Here is a 17,473-nt window from a genome sequence, read left to right as displayed (position 1 = left end):
ATTCTGCGGAAGTGAACGTAGGGTGTCGGTGTGTGGCGACTGGACAGGAAGACCGAGGATGACGACGCGACGTCGGTCATCGCAGACGACGACGCCCTGAACCCGCGCACGACGACCTCACCGCACGCCCTCAGCCTGGGCGATCCGGCGTTCGTCGCCGGCAACATCGCCGAGCCGGTGTGGACGCGGTGGCGCGACGAGATCGCATCGATCGGCGGTGACTCGCCGCTGCTCCACTTCGAGGACAGCCCGCGGACCCGCATCGAACTGAGCACGACGCATCCCGGCGGCCTGCCCCAGTTCATCACCGGCCAGAGCACTCTCCTCTCCAGCCTGATCCGCGACGAGCTGGCGCTGCGCACCGCACGCGCGGCCGCGAATGCGATCACCCAGAAGGGCATCGAGCTGCGCTCCGTGCGCGGCATCGAGTCGGTGCACCTGGCGATCGGCCTTGCGCAGTGGCGGCACGGCGCCGACGAGTTCTTCGCGCCGATTCTGCTGCGTCCCCTCGCCATCCGCCGCTACGGCCGCGACTTCGAGCTGAAGCTGAAGGGCCAGACGTTCCTCAACCCGGAACTGGCGCGGGTCCTGAACGAACAGTTCCAGATCACGCTCGACGCCGACGCCTTCGTCGCGCTCGCCGTGTCCAATGGGGTGTTCAAGCCCCAGCCGGTGATCGACCGCCTGCGCGGTCTCACCTCCCACCTGCCCTGGTTCAACGTGCAGCCGCGACTGGTCGCATCCTCGTTCGCCGATGTCGCCCCGGCTCTGAGCGAGGAGGCGCGCGACCTCGACACAGTGCTGCTGGATGCGCTCGCCGGCAACCCGACCGCCCGCACGACCGTGGAGGCCGCGTTCAACCCGGTGGAGCCGATCCGCCAGGATGAGCGCCCGCCCGCGACCGACACCCTCCTGCTCGACGCCGACGAGGCGCAGGAGAACGTGGTCGCGCAGATCGCTGCCGGCAACTCCCTCGTCGTGAAGACGCTGCCCGGCACCGGCGGAACGCAGACCATCGTCAACGCCATCGGCGCGCTCGTCGCCCAGCACAAGCGCGTTCTGGTCGTCAGCCCGCGCCGCTCCAGCCTCGACGACATCGCTCAGCGGCTGGCCAAGGCCGGCCTGCCCGGGCTCGCGGTCACCCCGCGGACGCTGCGCCGCGACCTCGTGCAGTCCATCGCCCGCAACGAGAAGGCCACCCAGCCGAAGGTCACCGACGTCGACGAGGCTCTGGTGCGCCTGCGCAAGGTGCTGGTCGACTACCGTGCCGCGCTCACCCGTCGCGACCCCGTGCTCCGCGTGTCGATTCTGGATGCGCTGCGCGAGCTGTCGGGACTGTCGCTGCTGCCCGCTCCGCCGTCCACCACGGCCCGTCTCGGCCGGCACGCGATCGAAGCGCTCGCCCGCAACCGCGACGCCTCGGCCGACGCGCTGATCCGGGCCGCCCGCCTCGGCGAGTTCCGGTACGGACCGAACGACTCTCCCTGGTACGGCGCCTCCTTCAACACCACCGAGGAGGGGAAGAGCGCGCACGAACTGGCCAAGAAACTCAACCGCGCCGAGCTTCCGCGACTCCTCGACCGCGCCAACGCGCTGATCGGGCAGACGCGGATGCGTCCCTTCGCCTCGATCGTCGAGCTGGGCGTCTACTTGCGGTTGCTCCTCGACATCCGCGAGACGCTCGACAAGTTCACGCCGTCGGTGTTCGACCGCTCGCTCACCGAGCTGATCGCGGCCACCGCATCCCGGCGCGAGTCGCCCTCGATGTCGAGTGCGAACCGCCGCCGCCTGCGCAAGCACGCGCTCGAGTACGTCCGGCCGGGCGTGCACGTCACCGACCTCAACGAGAGCCTGCGGCGCATCCAGCAGCAGCGCATCCTGTGGAACCGGTTCGCCGTCGCGGGCGTCGTGCCCGAGGTGCCGATCGGGATCGCGGACGTCCAGGTCGCCTACCAGCGCGTCGCCGAAGACCTCGCGCGCCTCGACATCCCGCTGCGCCGCACGGGCACGCCGCAGTCGCTGGCCGCACTGCCGGTGGAAGAGCTGACCCGTCAGATCGCCGGCCTCGCCGCCGAGTCCGAGGTGCTCGCCAACCTGCAGGAGCGCACCGCCCTGCTGACGCAGCTGCGCGAACTCGAGCTGGACCCGCTGATCTCCGACCTGTCCATCCGGCACGTCCCGGAGACGCAGGTGAGCGCCGAGCTGGAGCTGGCTTGGTGGCAGTCCGTGCTGGAGTCGCTGCTCGCCTCCGATCGCGCGCTGCTCAACGCCAACACCAGCGTGCTCGACCGGCTGGAGGCCGACTTCCGGCTCGTCGATGAGGCTCACGCCTCGGCGACGGGCAAGCAGCTCGCGTGGATGCTCGCCGAGACCTGGAAGATCGGCATCGTCGACTGGCCGGACGAAGCGGCAGCGCTGAAGCGCCTGCTGAAGAGCAGCGTGCCGACCGCGACCTCCCTCAACGAGGCCGCGCCCCACCTCGCGCGCCCGCTCGCGCCGGTCTGGCTGGTGTCCCCGTACGAGATCTCGTCGATCGGCCGCGAGGTCGGCTTCGACGCCGTGTTGCTCGTGGATGCGGGAGCGTCCAGCCTCGCCGAGAACGTGCCCGTCATCCGCCGTGCCCGCCAGGTCGTCGCGTTCGGCGACCCGGTGACGCAGACGCCGTCGCGTTTCGACATGGGCGTGCACGAGTACGGCCGCACCGTCGAGACCGTCGACGTGGATGCGCTGCACGCGGACTCCGCGCTGGCACGGCTCTCCGAGCTGCTGCCGGTGTACACGCTCAGCCGCAGCTACCGGGCGGGCGGCGAAGACCTCGCAGAGTTGGTCAACCGCCGCTTCTACGGCGGGATGATCGACTCCCTCCCGTGGGCCGGCACCTACCTCGGCCACGGCAGCCTGGCGCTGCACTACGTCACCGGCGGCCAGGGCATGCCGGACAGCGACACCGGAGCGGTCGAATCGACGGACGCCGAGGTAGCCAAGGTGGTCGAGCTGGTGCTCGCCCACGCCACCGAGCGCCCGCGCGAATCCCTCATGGTGATCACGGCCAGCGAGCGGCACGCCGTCCGCGTCAACCAGGCGGTGCTCTCGGCGTTCTCCAAGCGCTCGGAGTTGGCCGACTTCATCCTCGGCGACCGCGCCGAGCCGTTCACCGTCGTGACGCTCGACCAGTCGGTCGGGCAGAGCCGCGACCGGGTCATCTTCTCGATCGGCTACGGACGCACCCCGCACGGCCGACTGCTGTCGAACTTCGGCGCGCTCGCCGAGCCGGGCGGCGACCGCCTGCTCGCCGTCGGGATGACACGCGGACGTCGCGGCATGGACATCGTCTCCTGCTTCAAGCCGGACGACATCGACGAGTCGCGGATGCGGCACGGCATCGCCGCGCTCGCGCAGGTGCTCGGGGAGGCCGACCAGCTGCAGACGGCCGCCCCCGAATACCTGAGTCCGGACGCCGACCCGATGGTGCTCGACCTCGCCAAGCGCCTGGCGCGGCGGGGCTTGGAGGTGCACCTCGGCTACCGCGGGAAGCTCACGCTGGTCGCCTCGCACGAGGGCCGCGCGGTCGTCGTCGAGACGGACACGGATGTGTCGAAGGGGAGCCTGCGCGAATCGCTGCGCCTGCGCCCGGACGTGCTGCGCCGCCTCGGCTGGCACTACCTCCGCGTGCACAGCTTCGAGCTGTTCGCCGACCCGGACACCGTAGCCGGTCGCATCGCGACGCTGATCGGCAAGGGCGAACCGGACGCCGTGACCGCCCCGATCACGCTGCCGCCACTGGGCTGACCTCCCACGGCCTAGGCTGGAGAGGTGAGCGAGGCACCGGGACGGCGGCACCGACGGGTGCAGCGTCCGGGCGCGCCCGGGACAGATCCGGCGCCGCACGTGGAGCCGCGCGACGAGGAGCCGGCGCCCGCCGACACCGACAACGCACCCTCCTGGTCCTCCAACGACGCCCAACTCCGCCGCGACGTACCTCCGCACTGGTGAGCACCTCGGGCCGAGTTGTGACACGTTGTCGCAACTCGGGCCCGATACCCGCAACGACTCACGACTCAGCGAGTCGGATGGGAGAGGTGAGCGGTTACGGGAGCGGGTCGGCGTGCTTGCCCGCCTGCTGCGGCGGAGACTGCTGCGCCTGGAGCAGGTCGCGAATGTCGGTGAGGAGGTCGAGCTCGGTGATCGGCGCGTCCGGCTGCACGATGCCCTTGCTGCGGAGGCGCTCCGCGCGCTTCTTCAGCTGGTTGATCGGGTAGACGAACACGAAGAAGACGACGACCGCGACGATCAGGAAGTTGATGATCGCGCCGACCACAGCACCGAACTTGATGTCCGAGCCGTTGAGGGTGATGACCATCGCGTTGTCGAGCGAGCTCGCCTTGAAGAAGGCGCTGATCAGGGGATTGATCAGGTTGTTGACGATCGAGCTGACGACCGCGGTGAATGCGGCGCCGATGACGACCGCGACGGCCAGGTCGATCACGTTTCCGCGGAGGATGAACTCCTTGAAGCCTTTGAGCAAGACCGGTCCTTTCAGGGGGAGGGGAGGTGCCAGGTTAGGCAGCGGAGCCGGAGGAGGACGAGCCTGACGACGAGCCGGAGGAGGACGAGCCGGAGGATGTGGAGCCGGACGAGGACGAGCCGGACGACGACGAATCCGACGACCCCGACGAAGAAGACGACCCCGACGAAGAAGACGACCCCGAAGAAGACGACCCGGCCCCCTTCTTCGCCCCGCCGCGCGAGTCCGTCCGGTAGAACCCGGACCCGTTGAACGTCACGCCGACCGCGCCGAATACCTTCCGCAGCGAGCCGCCGCAGTTCGGGCACACGCTGAGGGCGTCGTCGGTGAAGGCCTGCTGGATGTCGAAGGCATGGCCGCAGTCGCGGCACGTGTAGGAGTAGGTGGGCATTCTTCTTCCGCTGCGCGTGAGGATCAGGTGAACTGGAGGATCCGGGTGGGGGTGACTGCGCCGTCGACCGGCTGGTCGTGACGCTCGCGCGGGACCTCGTCCACGAGCTCGCCGTCGAACAGGACGGCGTACACCGGGGGACATTTTTCCATGCTCCCGAGCGTCTTGTCGAAGTAGCCGCGCCCCCATCCCATCCGCATCCCGGTCGCGTCGACCGCGGCGGCCGGAACGACGATGAGGTCGACGTCGTTGATCGCGATCGGTCCGAGCAGGTCGCCGACCGCCTCCGGGAGCCCGAACAGGCCCTCGGTCTCAGTCTCGCCGTCGCCGGTGGTCCAGTCGAGGAGGCCGTCCTCGCGCGAGATCGGGAGCAGCACGCGCAGGCCCTGGGCGTGCGCCCAGTTCAGGAACGGGCGCGTGTCGGGCTCGATGTTCGTGGAGAGGTACGCGGCGACCGAGCGAACGGACAGGTCGGTGGCCAGGTCGACGAGGTTGCGGGTGATGCCCGCCGTCGCGGTCTGGCGTTCCGTCGTCGTGAGGTTCTGCCGGCGCTCGCGGAGCTCCGCGCGCAGTGCGCGTTTGCGATGAGCGGCAGTGTCCGGGTCCATAGGGCAATCCTAAGAGATGCCATCCTGTGCACCGCTGAAATGCGGATACTGTAGGCGGCATGGCTAATCACGACCGCGTTACGAAAGCAGTGATCCCCGCAGCCGGCCTCGGAACCCGCTTCCTGCCGGCGACGAAGGCGATGCCCAAGGAGATGCTGCCGGTCGTGGACAAGCCCGCCATCCAATACGTGGTCGAGGAGGCCGTGGATGCGGGCCTGCACGACGTCCTGATGATCACCGGCCGCAACAAGAACGCCCTCGAGAACCACTTCGACCGCAACTCCGAGCTGGAGGAGACCCTCCGCAAGAAGGGCGACACCGACCGGCTCGAGAAGGTCAACTACTCGACCGATCTTGCCGACATGCACTACGTCCGCCAGGGCGACCCGAAGGGTCTCGGCCACGCGGTGCTGCGCGCGCAGATGCACGTCGGCCGCGAACCGTTCGCGGTGCTACTCGGCGACGACATCATCGACGAGCGCGATGACCTACTGAAGCGGATGCTTCAGGTGCAGGCCGAGCGCCACACGTCGGTCGTCGCCCTGCTCGAGGTCGACCCCGATTCCATCCACCTCTACGGTGCCGCGGCCGTCGAGGCGACCGACGAGGACGACGTCGTCCGGATCACCGGCCTCGTCGAGAAGCCGGACAAGGACGAAGCCCCCTCGAACTACGCCATCATCGGTCGCTACGTGCTGCGCCCGGAGGTCTTCGACGTTCTGGAGCGCACAGAGCCGGGCCGCGGCGGCGAGATCCAGCTGACCGACGCGCTGCAGTCGATGGCCGAGGCGCCCGACTGGACCGGCGGCGTGTACGGCGTCGTATTCCGCGGCCGTCGCTACGACACCGGCGACCGCCTCGACTACATCAAGGCGATCGTCCGCCTGGCCACCGACCGCGAAGACCTCGGGCCCGACCTTCGCCCATGGCTGCGCGAGTTCGCCGCGGGTCTGACCGACGCACCGGACGAATACGTGCACGAGATGCCGGTAGACCCGACCGGGCCGATCCAGACGCTCGCCAACCGGTCCCGCTGACGGTCGGCTGAAGGAGGAGTCTGTGGCGATCGTGGTCCCCACCCTCAGCGAGGGCCGCGTGGGGTTGCGTCCCATCCGCCTGCGCGATGCACGCCCGCTCGAGCGGTCCCTTCTCGATAACCGCGGCTGGCTGCGGCAGTGGGAGGCGACCAGCCCGTACGCGCCCGGATCGTTCGACACCCGCGCGAGCATCCGGTCGCTGCTGGCGAACGCGCGCGCCGGGCACGGCCTGCCGTTCATCGTGGAGTGGGATGGGCGTCTCGCCGGGCAGCTGAACGTCTCGTCGATCGCGTACGGCTCCCTGTCGAGCGCGACGATCGGCTACTGGGTCGCCGAGGAGTTCGCCGGCCGCAACATCACGCCGACCGCTGTGGCGCTGGCTACCGACTACTGCTTCTACCAGCTGGGCCTGCACCGGATGGAGATCTGCATCCGCCCGGAGAACGTCCCCAGCCTCCGCGTCGTCGAGAAGCTGGGCTTCCGGTACGAGGGGTTGCGGCGCCGTTACATCCACATCAACGGGGACTGGCGCGACCACTTCTGCTTCGGCCTGGTGTCGGAAGAGCTGAGCCAGGGCGTCCTGCGCCGGTGGCTGGACGGGAACGCGCCGGCGGACGCCGCGGTGATCCCGGCGGACGACCGCGCGGCCGCATCCATCCCGCTCCCGGTCGCACGCCACCGCTGAACCCGTCCGCCGCCTTCGCTGAAAGAACTCTGGATCGCGTGACACACCCTCCGGGGTGACGCGGGCCCAGTGCCCGTCGCCCCTACCGTTAGAGGCATGAACGGGGATGTGATGGGCGGCGGGGTCGTGGTCGCCATAGCGGCCGCCCTCTGGCTTGCCTATCTCGTCCCGGTGTGGTTGCGCCGTCGCGAGTACCTGGCGACGGAGCGCAACGCGGTGCGGCTGCAGCAGACACTGCGCATCCTCGCCGAGACCAGCGAACTGCCCGACGAGGTGCGCATGGAGGCGACAGCCCGTACGGTCGCCGAGCAGCAGCGCATCCTCCGCAGGTCGGAGCAGAAGACACTCGCCGCCGCCCGCGCGGAGGCTGCCGCCCACGCGCGCCGGGAGCAGGCGATCGCCGACGAGCGCCGCCGCGCCGCCGAGGAGGCGGAGCGCGCCGCCGCGGACGCCATCGCGATGGAGCGCGCCGCACGCGCCGCCGCGGCCCAGCGGGCTCGAGCTCTCGCGACGGCCACGGCCGTCGTGCCGCTCTCGCCGCAGCGCCGCCGCCGCGTGCGCCGCACCCGTGCGATCTCGACCCTGCTCCTGGTCGCCGGTCTCGCCGGCTTCGTCGGGGGAGCGGTCGTCATGTTCGAGACCGGAGCGTGGCTGCTCGCCGCGGTCTCCGCCGGAGCCGTCGTCTTCTCCGGCTGGATGCTCGGGCGCCTCGCGCGCCCACAGCGTCCCGTCGCCGCATCCCAGCCGATGGTGCGCACCTCGCAGGTCGCCCCGGAACTGTACGACCACGCCCAGCACGAGTTGCCGGTCCAGGAACGGCTGCGTCAGAGCTGGACGCCGCGCCCGCTGCCGAAGCCGCTGCACCTGTCGCCCGGGACGGTCGCGGCCGCCGCGATGGCGTCGGTGGATGCTGCCGCCGAGTTGCGCCGGGCGGCCGCCCGCGCGGAGTTCGAGCGCAAGGCGGAGGAGTCCGCGCCGGTACCCGTGGCGGCGCCCGTACCCCTGCGGCCCGTGGCGCGCGTCGGCGCGGCACCCGTGGTCGAGGCTGCGCCGGTCGCTCTCGCGGACGCTGCTCCCGTGGTCGAAGCATCCGTTCCCAGCCGCTACGCGAGCATGGGCGTGCTCGACGATGCGGACACCGGGAGCCTGGATGTGGACGCCGTCCTGCGCCGCCGCCGGGCCGCCAGCTGAGCGCCTCTCGATTTCGACTCGGCAGACGGAGGGTGCTAGTCTTTCTAAGCAGTTCCCCGGGGCTATGGCGCAGTTGGTAGCGCGCTTCGTTCGCATCGAAGAGGTCAGGAGTTCGAATCTCCTTAGCTCCACCGGTACTGGAAAGGCCGCCCGAATCGGGCGGCCTTTCTGCATGTTCGGCGGTGGGGCTTCGGCGGTGGTGCTATCGGGCGCTGGTGCGCTGCGCGTCACACCACAAGCAGGACTGCCAGCACCAGCATGAGGACCGCGATCCCGGCGTCCAGGATGCGCCAGGCGATCGGCTTGGCGAAGAGCGGGGCGGCGTATCGCGCGCCGAAGCCGAGCAGACCGAACCAGAGCAGGCTGGCAGTCGCGGCGCCGGCGCCGAACACCCAGCGTCCGGGGTCGCCGTGCGAGGCCGAGAGCGAGCCGAGCAGCAACACCGTGTCGAGGTACACGTGCGGGTTGAGCCAGGTGATCGCCAGACAGGTGCCGACCGCAGCGGCCAGGGACCCGGCAGCGACCCCCTGGGCGCTGAGCGACTCGGGCTTGAGCGCGCGCCGAGCGGCGAAGATCGCGTAGCCGATCAGGAAGGCGAAGCCCGCCCAGCGGACGATCTGGAGCGCGATGGGCGCGTTCTTCACCAGCACCCCGATCCCGGCGACGCCGGCGGCGATCAGGACGGCGTCGCTCACGACGCAGATGATCACCACCGGGAGCACGTGCTGGCGACGCAGACCCTGGCGCAGCACGAACGCATTCTGGGCACCGATCGCGATGATCAGGGAGGCAGCGGAGCCGAGGCCGGTGAAGAAGGTCGCAAGCACTCTTCGACGCTACGGGTGACGTGCCACTAAGTACAGCTCAGTTTTCTTACCGTACATTAGACTGGCTTCATGTCAGCCAACGTCGAGCACTTGCGCACTCTCGCCGCGGTTGTCGACAGCGGGACGTTCGAGGCCGCGGCGGCTGTTCTCCGCATCACGCCGTCGGCGGTCAGCCAGCGCGTCAAGGCGCTCGAGCAGCAGAGTGGACGTGTCCTCGTCCGTCGCAGTAAGCCGGTCGAGGCGACGGAGGCGGGCAGTGTGCTGCTTCGGCTCGCGCGCCAACTGGTGCTGCTGGAGGCCGAGGCGGATGCTGCGCTGGCCGGTGAGCAGGATGCGGTGGGAGCCGCGCTTCCGCTCGTCGTCAACGCGGACTCGCTCGCAACCTGGGTGCTGCCGGCGCTCGCCCGGCTGGACGGGATCGCGTTCGAGATCGTTCTCGACGACCAGGAGCACACCCTCGACCGGCTCCGGGATGGCACGGCGATGGCGGCGATCGGGTCGGATCCCGAACCCGTGCAGGGCTGCACGGCCCGGGCTCTGGGGTCGATGGCCTACCGTGCGGTGGCGAGCCCGGCTTTCGTCGCGCGCTGGTGCCCGGACGGGTGGACTCCGGGTGCGGCCGCCGCTGCGCCAGTGCTGGTGTTCGACCGCAAGGACGCCCTGCAGGACCGCTATCTCGCCGCGTTCGCGCCATCCGCGCGGCCGCCGCGCCACTTCATCCCGGCGTCGACCCAGTTCGTCGATGCGGCCGTGCTCGGTCTCGGCTGGGGAATGCTGCCCGATCTGCAGGCCGACGCCCTCGTCGCCGACGGGGCGCTAGTGGTGCTGGACGACGACCGCATTGAGGAGGTGCCACTGTACTGGCATCAATGGTCACTGCGTTCGACCGCGCTCGACGCGGTGGCCGAAGCGATCGCCGGGGAGTCCGCTCGGGTGCTCCGCCCTACAGTGTCGCGAGGACGAGATCGAGCGCGTCCACGAACCGTTCGGCGCTCTCCCGGGTGAGACACAGTGGCGGCTTGATTTTGAGCACGTTCTTGTAGTCGCCAGTCGGTTGCACGATGCAGCCCTCGGCGAGCATCCGGTCGCAGACCAGGGCCGCCTCCGCCGTCGCGGGCGAAAGGGTCGCGCGGTCGAGCACCAGTTCCATCCCCAGGTACAGCCCCATGCCGTGGACGGCGCCGACGAGGGGATGCCGCTCTCCCAGCTCGCGGAGACGGCCGGCGAGATGGTCGCCGACCGTTGCCGCGTTCTGTTGCAGGCCTTCGTCGCGCATCACATCGAGCACCGTCAGGCCCACGACCGCCGAAACGGGGCTGCCGCCGGCCGACGAGAAGAAGCTGCCTTCCGCGGCGAACGAATCGGCGATCTCGCGACGGGTGATCACCGCGCCGAGCGGTTGGCCGTTGCCCATCGCCTTGGCGACCGTGATGACGTCCGGAACCACGCCCTGCTGCTCGGAGCCCCAGAAGTAGTGGCCGAGGCGGCCGTAGCCGACCTGGACCTCGTCGGCGATGCAGACGCCGCCCCGCTCCCGGATGCGTTCGTACACGCCGGGGAGGTAGCCGTCGGGCAGCATCAGTCCGCCCGCATTGCCGAACACCGGCTCGGCGATGTAGCCGGCCACCTGCGTTCCGGATGCGTCGAGCGCGGCGAGGTCGGCATCGAGGTCGGCGAGGTAGGCGGCGGCCGAGTCGGCGCCGCGGTGCCGTCCGCGTAGGGCGTTCGGGGCCGCGACGAGCTTCACCCAGTCAGGCCGGGTGTCGAGCGCTCGCGGGTTGTCTCCCAGAGACGAGGAGACGGCATCGGAGGCCATCGTCCAACCGTGGTACGCCTCGGTGACCGCCAGGATGGTCCGTCGATTCGTATGGATCTGTGCCAGCCGCAGCGCCAGATCGACCGCCTCGCTGCCGCTGTTGACGAGGAACACCGTGTCGAGTCCGTCCGGTGCGATCTCCGCCAGACGCTCGGTGAAGCGGGAGAGCTCGTCGTAGTGGAACCGCGAATTGGTGTTCAGGCGCGCCCATTGATCGCGCACCGCCTCCACGAGTCGAGGGTGGCCGTGACCGATCTGGGTCACGTTGTTGACCATGTCGATGTAGCTCTGCGCGCGCGTGTCGAGAAGGTGGTGGCGCCAGCCGCGCTCGATGAGCGGTGGATGCGCGAAATAGTGCTCCTGGACCTCGGCAAAGGTCGCCTCCCGCCGGGCCAGCGCCGCTGCCGGGTCGGGAGCCGCCGCTGCGAGGTCCACGTCGAAGAGAGCTGACGGGTCGGGGGAGACGGCCATCCACTCGGAGAGCGGGAGAGTCGGGGTGACGAACGCGGGCGGGCGATGACCGGGGATGGTGCTGAGTTGCGCGGTGAGATGGATCGCCGAGCCGATCGGGTCGCCCTCCGACACGGTGGCGGTGGTGAGCGGACGCGTGAGCCCATCGAGCCAGAGCTCCAGGCCGTCGGCGCGGAGGAGCCACGAGCCCTCGGCGAGAGACAGCTCGCCCGCGAAGGGAGCGGTGACCTGGATGCCGGTCGGCGCGTCCATCGTCACGCCCAGCGCGATGGTGGCCGAGGAAAGAGCGCGATCGGTGCGGGAGCGGGTCAGCCGCGCCTCCCCGTACCGGGTGATCGCGTGGCCGTGCTCCCGGCAGATGCGGGTGAGCACCGCATCCTCTGCGTTCTCCCGCAGCCAGGCGCCGGCGTCCAGGTCGCGTGAGGTCACGGACAGGTCGGCGAGGTTGTGCGCGGTCGACGTGAGGTCGACGAGGCGCCCCAGACCGGGCGTGCCAGGCCGTGCCGCACCCGCCAGGTGGGCGCGGATGAGCGTCTCGACCTCCTCGGCGTCGAGGCGGCGGGCGGTGTCGAAGGCCACCCACTCGTGCGCCCGGTTCTCGGCGGCGTAGACGTTGTCCGCCTCGAGGGCGACCTGCTGCTCACCGCTGACGACGAGCACGGCACCGCGCAGGACAACGAGCGGCCACAGGGCGGCGAGGTCGGCGTCGTCGAGCGGAGCCTCGCTGTGGAACCCCTCCACCACATCGAGCACCGCAAGGGGTTCGTCGGGGATGTGGTGGAGCGCACTCGTGACCGTGGCGGCGAGCTCGGCCACCAGCCACCCGTCGGAGACGTCGCCGAAGTCGATGACGCCCGGGCCGTCGTCGCCGAGCACGATGTTGTCGTCCGTGACATCACCGTGCACCGCCTGCACGCGCAATCGCCCGCGCAGCGGCTCCAGTCGGGCGAGCGCTGCCTGAGTGGTCTCCCGCACCACCGTGCGCTTGGCCGGCTGTTCGACGTACTCCAGGAGGAGGTCGACGACCTCACCGCCGATGCGCGCATCCCATTGGGTCGAGCGGTCGAGTCCGGCGTGCCGGAGCCCTGCGAGTCCGGCCGCGACCCGCCCAGCCAGTGTGCCGAGCGTTCGCAACTGCTCGCGGGAGGGTCGACCAACGTCGGTGAGCGGCTCGCCGTCGAGGTAGCGGAGGACGCGCGCGAGCAGCGAGACGCCACGCACGTCGACCTCCACGAGTTCGTCGCCCTCGGTGGAGGCGATGACCTCCGGGATGCGGATTCCCGCCCCGGCGAGAGCCGCCAAGGCGGCGTTCTGCGCCCGAAGTTCGTCCGCGGAGAAGACCGGATTGGCCAGCTTGAGCACGAAGCGCTCTTCGCCGGTGTCGATGCGGAAGTTGCGGTCCTGATTGCTTCCCAGCTCGGTGATCCGGCCTTCGAGTCCGAACTTCGTGGCGGCGATCCGCACCGCGTCGTCAGGCGTGACCTCTGGACGCGGAAGCGCCGGTTGGGCGAGGAAATCGAAGTTCGGCAACGGGTGCTCCAGTGGTTCGGGTGATGGCTGATCGCCAGTCTATTGAGGGCGATCCGACCCCTGGCGGCCTGCGACAGATCTGTGGAGAAGCCGCCGACTGTGGATAGTCCGCGGATAGATAACGGTCAGTATCAGCACGGGTTCTGCCCAGCCAACGCTCGGGCGGTGCCGCGTAGCCTGAAGCGGTGAAGCCCTGGAGGACCGCGCTGGTCGCATTCGTCATCGACGTTGCCCTCGTGACCCTTTTCGTGATGGTGGGCCGCCGGAGTCACGGCGAAGCGAACACCGCCGGGGGCATCCTGGACACGCTGTGGCCGTTCCTCGTGGCCCTGGTCGTCGGGTGGCTGGTCACCTGGGCCTGGAGACGTCCGCTCTCGATCGTGCTGGCCGGCATCCCTGTGTGGCTCATGACGGTGGCGCTCGCGATGCTCATCCGCACCTCGGCGGGACAGGGGGTCGAGCCCTCGTTCATCGCGGTCGCGGCTGTCGTGCTCGGTGTGTTCCTCGTCGGATGGCGACTGGTCGCCCTGCCGTTCGCCCGCCGCCGGGTGCGTCTAGCGCAGCGGTCGCAGCAGGCGCACCTGCGGGCGTAGCGGCGCCGCGCGGGCTCAGCCGACCAGGTGCAGCTCGCGGCTGGAGTTGTTGAGACGGTGCGCGCCATCCTCGGCCGCCACCACGATGTCCTCGATCCGCACGCCGAAGCGCCCCGGCAGATAGATGCCCGGCTCGATCGAGAAGCACATCCCCGCCTCGATCGGACGTTCTTCCCCTTCCACCATGTACGGCGGCTCGTGCGTCGTGACGCCGATGCCGTGGCCGACCCGGTGGATGAAGAACTCCCCGTATCCCGCATCCCGGATGACCGCCCGAGCAGCCCGGTCGACCTCCTGACACGGGACGCCCACCGCGACGGCCTCGAACCCTGCTTGCTGCGCCCGCCGGACCGTGTCGAACACCTCGTGCTCCTCGTCGGTCGGCTCGCCGACGTGAACCGCGCGGGTGGTGTCGGAACCGTAGCCGTCGAGCAGCCCGCCGAAGTCGAGCACGACCATGTCGCCGTCGGTGATGACGCGTTCGCCGGGTTCGTGATGCGGATCCGCGCCGTTGGGCCCTGACGCAACGATCGTGAAGTCCACCTGCTGGTGGCCGTGCTCGCGCAGAAGGCGATCGAGTTCGGCCGCCAGTTCGCGTTCCGAACGGCCGGCGAACGGGAGCCGGAGCACATCTTCGAACGTGGCGTCGGCGGCGGCTCCGGCCGCGGCCAGCCGGTCGACCTCGTCCGCGCTCTTGATCGCCCGCAGCATCGGAAAGGCGTGCGAGATCGCCTCGAAGTGGACTCCCGGCAGCTTCTGCTGGAGCCCAAGCAGATGCATCGCCCACGTCGCGTCCGATATGGCATAGCGTCCCCCAGGCCGCAGCAACGCCGCCGCCGGGGCGTACTCGTCCTCGCCGTCCGACCAGTCGATCAGGCGGACGGCACCGGCCGCGCGCGTCTCGGCAGCGCCGCCGTGCTCGAGCGCCGGGACCAGCATCGTCGGCTCGCCTTCTGCAGGAATCACGAGCAGGGTGATGCGCTCGGTGGTCGCGACGGGAAGGTAATCGGCGAAGTACGCCAGATCCGGCCCCGGCGCGACGACCAGCCCGTCGAATCCTGCGGCGCTCGCCTGCCGGGCCCCGCGTTCGAGCCGGTCGGCGAAGTGCCGTGCGGTGATCTCCTGCATCGTCTCTCCTGCTCGTGAGGCCGGGCTTCGCCCGGCGGTCCACCTACTCTTCGACGGGACCCAGCCAAGCCGTCGCCACCGTGTTGTGCGCAGACTCCGCGTCGGACGGATGGAAGATGCCGGCGAGCACGTCGCGGTACAACCGGCCGAGCTCGTTGCCGGCGAAGAAGGTCGAGCCCCCCGACACGCGGATCGCTTGGTCGACCACCCGCCGTGCGGTTTCGGTCGCCCGCACCTTCACTCCCACCAGCTTCGGGAACCACAGTCGGCCGTGATCGGTGAGCGCGTCCACGTCGCCGGCCAGTGCGTCCAACTGGGGGAGCAGCGCATCCTGTTCGATGGCGGCCTCGGCGACCCGCCAACGGATGTCAGGGTCGTTGGCGTAGCTCCGGCCCTCGTTCTTCAGGCTCGTGCGCCGGTGGGCGGAGACCACGGCGAGGTCGAGCGCCCGGGCACCGATGCCGGTATAGACCGCCGCGAGGAGGATCTCGAAGTTCGCGAAGATGGCGAACACGAGCGGATCGGCGTTGGGGCCCGGGTCGAGCCGTCTCACGATCCGATCGGCGGGGGACCGCGCACCGTCGAGGACGGTGGTGTTGCTCTGTGTCGCGCGCATCCCGACCGTGTCCCAGTCTTCGCGGATCTCGAAGCCGCCGCCGGTGCGCTCGATGAAGCCGTACACGATCTTGGGCGCGTCCGGGCTGCTGGTGTCGAGTCCCATGGTGCCCAACCGTGTCCAGGCCGGAGAGAGGGAGGTGAAGATCTTGCGCCCGTGGAAGCGGTAGGCGCCGTCGGGCTCGGGTCGCGCTTCCGTGGTCGACCCGAACAGGACGAGGTCGTTGCCCGCCTCGCTGAGCCCGAACCCGAAGACTTCACCCGCGCCCGCCTCCCGGAGCACGAACTCCAGAGAGTCGTCGCCGCGATCGCGCAGCGTCTTCGCCACGCCCGTCCAGACCAGATGCATGTTGATCGCGAGCGCTGTGGCCGGAGCGGCACCCGCGAGCCGGACCTGCAGACGCGCGGTCTGCTGCAGAGTCAGCCCGAGGCCGCCGAACTCGGCCGGCACCAGGGCGCGCAGGTATCCCGCGTCGGCGAGTTCTGCGAAGTCTTCCGTGAAGAAGCGGTTGTCGCGGTCGTAGTCTGCAGCGCGCTGTCGGATGCGCTCCAGGAGTTCGTCGGAGAGGGGTTCGGGGGTGTCGTGCTCGGTCACGCTCCTCACATTAGGCGAGCGTGACCGGGCGCGGCAGACGTCCATAAATCTGTGGAGAACGGACGCCTGTGGACTACTGGGCGGTGTAACCGCCGTCGACCAGGTGGTAGCTGCCCGTGATGAAGCTGGCAGCGTCGGAGGCGAGGAACGCGACCAGAGCGGCCACTTCCTCAGGCTCGCCCAAGCGGCCGAGGGCGTGCTTGCCCTCCAGGAAGCTGAGCGCGTCGGCGTCCAGGTTCGAGGCGACCAGGGGAGTGCGGATGAACCCGGGGCCGACCGCGACGACGCGCACGTTCTTGTCCGCGTACTCCAGCGCGGCGTTCTGCGTCAGACCGATCAGCGCGTGCTTGGCGGTGACGTAGGCAGACGAGTTCGCGAAGCCGACGCTGCCCAGGATGGAGGCCATGTTGACGATCGCACCACCACCGTTGGCGCCGATCGCGTCGAGCTGGGGCTGCATCCCGTAGAACACGGCGTTGAGGTTCACCTCGATGACCGCACGCCACGAGTCGAGCGGATAGTCGCCGACCGGAGCGGACGCGCCGCCGATTCCGGCGTTGTTCACCGCGATGCGGAGGGGTGCGAGCTCGTTCGCGGCGGCCACACTCGCGGCGGCGAATGCCGGGTCGGTCACGTCCCCCGCCAGCGCCTTCGCAGTGCCTCCGGCGGCCTGGATCTCCGCAACGACGGCATTGCCGTGCTCCTCGTTCAGGTCGGTCACCAGGACGGCGGCCCCACTCGCAGCGAGGGTCAGGGCGATGGCACGGCCGATTCCCGAGCCGCCCCCTGTCACGATTGCGGACCGGTCGGCGACGTCGTACTGAGCCATGAAAATCTCCTTTTCGTTATCCGACAACTGTCGGATAACTCCATTGTACGATCGTTCGGTGGATGCACGCCAGCAGAAGACCTTCGCCCGACTCAGTGCTGCGGTGCTCGAGCTGGCGACCCGCGGACCGGTCAGCGAGGTGAGCGTGTCGGCGCTGGCCGCCGCGGCCGGTGTGCACCGCTCCACGGTGTACGAGTACGCGTCGTCACCGGCAGATCTGCTGGAGCGCGTCCTGCGGGCGGAACTCGATGCCCTCCGCGCGGAGTACCTGCTCGATGTCGAGCCCTCCGATGCGGCGGCCGCCGTCACCGGGGTCACGCGGGCGGTGCTGCGGCACGTGGACGACCACGACGCCGTCTACCGCCGCGGTCTCGGGACCGAGAGTGGTGCAGCAAGCCTTCACGCGATGCTCAGCCATCACTTCCAGGGGTCGGTCGAGCTGCTGCTCGAGCAGCACAGCCTCGTCGTGCCGGCCACCGATGAGATCGAGAAGCGGGCGGTGGCGCGCTGGCTCGCCGACGGAACCATCGGCGCGATCGACGTATGGCTCACCCGACCGCGGCCGCGTGACGTGGATGCGTTCCTCGCGTTCGTGGGGCGGCTCACGCCGGCATGGTGGCCGGGGAGCTGAA

Annotated in this window: 16 protein-coding genes, 1 tRNA gene and 1 pseudogene; 10 read left to right on the top strand and 8 right to left on the bottom strand. The window is 69.8% G+C overall.

What is annotated here, in order from left to right:
• The first annotated feature begins 30 nt into the window (after window positions 1-30).
• Together AB4Y74_RS11605 and AB4Y74_RS11600 are read left to right on the top strand one after the other, a co-directional pair.
• Complete coding sequence (locus tag AB4Y74_RS11605) at window positions 31-3,789, top strand: AAA family ATPase (protein WP_441799233.1); 3,759 nt, start codon at window positions 31-33, stop codon at window positions 3,787-3,789.
• Between the two features lie 24 nt (window positions 3,790-3,813).
• Complete coding sequence (locus AB4Y74_RS11600; RefSeq protein WP_441799232.1) at window positions 3,814-3,993, top strand: hypothetical protein; 180 nt, start codon at window positions 3,814-3,816, stop codon at window positions 3,991-3,993.
• Between the two features lie 94 nt (window positions 3,994-4,087).
• Here the strand turns inward: AB4Y74_RS11600 and mscL are convergent, their stop codons facing one another.
• Window positions 4,088-4,525: a large conductance mechanosensitive channel protein MscL gene (gene mscL, locus AB4Y74_RS11595; RefSeq protein WP_441799231.1), complete on the bottom strand. Its 438-nt coding sequence runs from the start codon at window positions 4,523-4,525 to the stop codon at window positions 4,088-4,090.
• Window positions 4,526-4,623: 98 nt separating this feature from the next.
• Between mscL and AB4Y74_RS11590 the strand changes: the two genes are divergently transcribed.
• On the top strand, window positions 4,624-4,761 hold the full coding sequence (locus AB4Y74_RS11590) for a hypothetical protein (RefSeq protein WP_441800478.1): 138 nt from the start codon (window positions 4,624-4,626) through the stop codon (window positions 4,759-4,761).
• Between the two features lie 14 nt (window positions 4,762-4,775).
• On the opposite strand, the pseudogene AB4Y74_RS11585 reads toward AB4Y74_RS11590, so the two are convergent.
• Together AB4Y74_RS11585 and AB4Y74_RS11580 are read right to left on the bottom strand one after the other, a co-directional pair.
• Window positions 4,776-4,916 (bottom strand): annotated as a pseudogene (locus AB4Y74_RS11585) (FmdB family zinc ribbon protein); the annotation flags it as partial.
• Between the two features lie 23 nt (window positions 4,917-4,939).
• Window positions 4,940-5,524 carry a 5-formyltetrahydrofolate cyclo-ligase gene (locus AB4Y74_RS11580; RefSeq protein ID WP_441799230.1) on the bottom strand — a complete coding sequence of 195 codons (585 nt, stop codon included), beginning with the start codon at window positions 5,522-5,524 and terminating at the stop codon, window positions 4,940-4,942.
• A gap of 59 nt (window positions 5,525-5,583) precedes the next feature.
• Between AB4Y74_RS11580 and galU the strand changes: the two genes are divergently transcribed.
• From galU to AB4Y74_RS11560, 4 genes are all read left to right on the top strand, one after another.
• The gene (gene galU, locus AB4Y74_RS11575) at window positions 5,584-6,561 is read left to right on the top strand and encodes a UTP--glucose-1-phosphate uridylyltransferase GalU (protein WP_441799229.1); all 978 of its coding nucleotides are present in this window, start codon (window positions 5,584-5,586) and stop codon (window positions 6,559-6,561) included.
• Window positions 6,562-6,583: 22 nt separating this feature from the next.
• A complete protein-coding gene (locus tag AB4Y74_RS11570; RefSeq protein WP_441799228.1) occupies window positions 6,584-7,246 on the top strand; it encodes a GNAT family N-acetyltransferase in 663 nt (220 codons plus the stop codon).
• Window positions 7,247-7,342: 96 nt separating this feature from the next.
• Complete coding sequence (locus tag AB4Y74_RS11565; protein WP_441799227.1) at window positions 7,343-8,437, top strand: hypothetical protein; 1,095 nt, start codon at window positions 7,343-7,345, stop codon at window positions 8,435-8,437.
• 58 nt (window positions 8,438-8,495) lie between these two features.
• Window positions 8,496-8,568: transfer RNA gene (locus AB4Y74_RS11560), tRNA-Ala, on the top strand.
• 96 nt (window positions 8,569-8,664) lie between these two features.
• On the opposite strand, the gene AB4Y74_RS11555 is transcribed toward AB4Y74_RS11560, so the two are convergent.
• Window positions 8,665-9,264, bottom strand: a complete 600-nt coding sequence (locus AB4Y74_RS11555) for a LysE/ArgO family amino acid transporter (RefSeq protein WP_441799226.1) — start codon at window positions 9,262-9,264, stop codon at window positions 8,665-8,667.
• A 69-nt stretch (window positions 9,265-9,333) separates the two neighbouring features.
• Here AB4Y74_RS11555 and AB4Y74_RS11550 point away from each other — a divergent pair, with 69 nt between their 5' ends.
• Window positions 9,334-10,269 (top strand): LysR family transcriptional regulator ArgP, encoded by a 936-nt coding sequence (locus AB4Y74_RS11550; RefSeq protein WP_441799225.1) that lies wholly within the window; start codon window positions 9,334-9,336, stop codon window positions 10,267-10,269.
• Here the strand turns inward: AB4Y74_RS11550 and AB4Y74_RS11545 are convergent.
• Window positions 10,208-13,081: an aminotransferase gene (locus AB4Y74_RS11545; protein ID WP_441799224.1), complete on the bottom strand. Its 2,874-nt coding sequence runs from the start codon at window positions 13,079-13,081 to the stop codon at window positions 10,208-10,210. The genes AB4Y74_RS11550 and AB4Y74_RS11545 overlap by 62 nt on opposite strands.
• A gap of 185 nt (window positions 13,082-13,266) precedes the next feature.
• Between AB4Y74_RS11545 and AB4Y74_RS11540 the strand changes: the two genes are divergently transcribed.
• Complete coding sequence (locus AB4Y74_RS11540; RefSeq protein WP_441799223.1) at window positions 13,267-13,674, top strand: DUF3054 domain-containing protein; 408 nt, start codon at window positions 13,267-13,269, stop codon at window positions 13,672-13,674.
• A 15-nt stretch (window positions 13,675-13,689) separates the two neighbouring features.
• On the opposite strand, the gene AB4Y74_RS11535 is transcribed toward AB4Y74_RS11540, so the two are convergent.
• From AB4Y74_RS11535 to AB4Y74_RS11525, 3 genes are all read right to left on the bottom strand, one after another.
• Window positions 13,690-14,802 (bottom strand): aminopeptidase P family protein, encoded by a 1,113-nt coding sequence (locus tag AB4Y74_RS11535; RefSeq protein ID WP_441799222.1) that lies wholly within the window; start codon window positions 14,800-14,802, stop codon window positions 13,690-13,692.
• Window positions 14,803-14,845: 43 nt separating this feature from the next.
• Window positions 14,846-16,012, bottom strand: a complete 1,167-nt coding sequence (locus tag AB4Y74_RS11530) for an acyl-CoA dehydrogenase family protein (RefSeq protein ID WP_441799221.1) — start codon at window positions 16,010-16,012, stop codon at window positions 14,846-14,848.
• Between the two features lie 73 nt (window positions 16,013-16,085).
• Window positions 16,086-16,841 carry an SDR family NAD(P)-dependent oxidoreductase gene (locus AB4Y74_RS11525; protein ID WP_441799220.1) on the bottom strand — a complete coding sequence of 252 codons (756 nt, stop codon included), beginning with the start codon at window positions 16,839-16,841 and terminating at the stop codon, window positions 16,086-16,088.
• A gap of 58 nt (window positions 16,842-16,899) precedes the next feature.
• On the opposite strand from AB4Y74_RS11525, the gene AB4Y74_RS11520 reads away from it, so the two are divergent.
• Window positions 16,900-17,472: a TetR/AcrR family transcriptional regulator gene (locus AB4Y74_RS11520; protein ID WP_441799219.1), complete on the top strand. Its 573-nt coding sequence runs from the start codon at window positions 16,900-16,902 to the stop codon at window positions 17,470-17,472.
• The last annotated feature ends 1 nt before the right edge of the window (window position 17,473 follow it).

The organism is Leifsonia sp. RAF41, assembly GCF_052114085.1.
In the GTDB taxonomy this organism is placed as follows: domain Bacteria; phylum Actinomycetota; class Actinomycetes; order Actinomycetales; family Microbacteriaceae; genus Leifsonia.
Note: the sequence above shows the minus strand (reverse complement) of the source record. Positions and strands in the feature narration are given on the sequence as shown.

Excerpts from the sequence above, each read along its gene's own strand:
- AB4Y74_RS11580 (WP_441799230.1), bottom strand. The coding sequence starts at position 5,524 with ATGGACCCGGACACTGCCGCTCATCGCAAACGCGCACTGCGCGCGGAG.
- galU (WP_441799229.1), top strand. The coding sequence starts at position 5,584 with ATGGCTAATCACGACCGCGTTACGAAAGCAGTGATCCCCGCAGCCGGC.
- AB4Y74_RS11565 (WP_441799227.1), top strand. The coding sequence starts at position 7,343 with ATGAACGGGGATGTGATGGGCGGCGGGGTCGTGGTCGCCATAGCGGCC.
- AB4Y74_RS11550 (WP_441799225.1), top strand. The coding sequence starts at position 9,334 with ATGTCAGCCAACGTCGAGCACTTGCGCACTCTCGCCGCGGTTGTCGAC.
- AB4Y74_RS11535 (WP_441799222.1), bottom strand. The coding sequence starts at position 14,802 with ATGCAGGAGATCACCGCACGGCACTTCGCCGACCGGCTCGAACGCGGG.
- AB4Y74_RS11525 (WP_441799220.1), bottom strand. The coding sequence starts at position 16,841 with ATGGCTCAGTACGACGTCGCCGACCGGTCCGCAATCGTGACAGGGGGC.